At 71.5% G+C, this 1931-nt stretch carries 1 protein-coding gene, 1 tRNA gene and 1 other RNA gene; 2 read left to right on the forward strand and 1 reads right to left on the reverse strand.

What is annotated here, in order from left to right; translation table 11 throughout:
- Positions 1-33: 33 nt before the first annotated feature.
- Positions 34-121: transfer RNA gene (locus ACWF94_RS39605), tRNA-Ser, on the reverse strand.
- Between the two features lie 73 nt (positions 122-194).
- On the opposite strand from ACWF94_RS39605, the gene ffs reads away from it, so the two are divergent.
- An RNA gene (ffs, locus tag ACWF94_RS39610) (signal recognition particle sRNA small type) lies at positions 195-289 on the forward strand.
- A gap of 106 nt (positions 290-395) precedes the next feature.
- The coding region (locus ACWF94_RS39615) for a DNA polymerase III subunit gamma and tau (protein WP_453500004.1) at positions 396-1931 on the forward strand (1536 nt) is incomplete at its 3' end.

The following is a 1931-nucleotide window of genomic DNA, read 5'->3' on the forward strand; positions in this document are numbered from 1 at the left end:
GGGGCCCATCGACGTATTGCCCGGTGAGAGCAATGGCGGAGGATACGAGATTCGAACTCGTGAGGGGTTGCCCCCAACACGCTTTCCAAGCGTGCGCCCTAGGCCACTAGGCGAATCCTCCGCGGCAAACAATACAAGACGGTGAGGACTGCTTGCGAACTCGTTCGCACCCCTCGGGATCGGGTACCCTGTGCGGAGCCCCTCACGTGGCGCTATCTGACTGAACTCCCCCAGGGCCGGAAGGCAGCAAGGGTAGGTCGGCTCTGGCGGGTGCGTGAGGGGCCCTTGCGTTCCGGGGGGCGGGTGGGGCGTGGGTGGGGTTCGGGAGTGGGGTCGGGGTGCGGGGTGGGGCGGGGGGACGACGGTTGTCGGTGGGCCCCGATAACCTCGTAGGTGTGTCGTCCCTTGCGCTCTACCGCCGCTATCGCCCCGAGTCGTTCGCCGAGGTCATCGGGCAGGAGCATGTCACTGACCCGCTGCAGCAGGCCCTGCGGAACAACCGGGTCAATCACGCGTACCTGTTCAGCGGGCCGAGGGGCTGTGGCAAGACGACCAGTGCGCGCATCCTCGCGCGGTGTCTGAACTGCGCGCAGGGGCCGACGCCCACGCCCTGCGGGGAGTGCCAGTCCTGCCGTGATCTTGCGCGCAACGGACCGGGGTCGATCGATGTCATCGAGATCGACGCGGCGTCGCACGGCGGTGTGGATGACGCCCGTGATCTTCGCGAGAAGGCGTTCTTCGGGCCCGCGAGCAGCCGGTACAAGATCTACATCATCGACGAGGCCCATATGGTCACCCCGCAGGGCTTCAACGCTCTGCTGAAGGTGGTCGAGGAGCCGCCGGAGCATCTCAAGTTCATCTTCGCGACCACCGAGCCGGAGAAGGTCATCGGCACGATCCGGTCGCGTACGCACCACTACCCCTTCCGGCTGGTGCCGCCGGGGACACTGCGCGACTACCTCGGCGAGGTGTGCGGCAAGGAGGACATCCCGGTCGCCGACGGGGTGCTGCCGCTGGTCGTCCGGGCGGGCGCCGGGTCGGTGCGGGACTCGATGTCGGTCATGGACCAGTTGCTGGCGGGCGCGACCGAGGAAGGCGTGACGTACGCCATGGCCACCGGCCTCCTCGGATATACGGACGGGTCGTTGCTCGACTCGGTCGTGGACGCCTTCGCCTCGGGTGACGGCGCCGCCGCGTTCGAGGTCGTGGACCGGGTCATCGAGGGCGGCAACGACCCGCGGCGCTTTGTCGCCGATCTGCTGGAGCGGCTGCGGGATCTGGTGATCCTGGCCGCCGTGCCGGACGCGGGGGAGAAGGGGCTGATCGACGCCCCGGCGGATGTGGTGGACCGGATGCGGGCGCAGGCCGAGGTCTTCGGTGCGGCCGAGTTGAGCCGGGCCGCGGATCTGGTCAACGCCGGACTCACCGAGATGCGCGGTGCCACCTCGCCGCGGCTGCAACTGGAGTTGATCTGCGCGCGGGTGCTGCTGCCGGCGGCCTTCGACGACGAGCGTTCACTTCAGACGCGGCTCGACCGGCTGGAGCGGGGAGCCGCGGTCTTCTCGGCCGGGCCTCCGTCCGGTCCCCCGATGGGATACATCCCCGGGCCCGGGGCCGCGGCGCACATGCCCGGGCCGGATGGACCGGTGGTGTCCCAGGGGCCTGCCCCCGCCCATGCCGCCCCTGTTCCCCCTGCTCCCGTCGCTGCCGAAGCCCCCGCGCCCCCCGCCGATGCGCGGACCCAGCCGACCCAGCCGCAGTCACAGCCGCATCAGCCGCAGGCACAGCCACAACCGCAGGCACAGCCCCAGCCGCAGACGTCCGCCCCCCGGCCGGGGGCCTGGCCGGCGGCCCGGGGCGGGACCGCCCCCCGCGCCCCCGGCGCGCCCGACGCGCGGGGGCGGCCCGGCGGCGGGCCCCCCCCCTCCCCC

The organism is Streptomyces sp. NPDC055078, assembly GCF_053607985.1.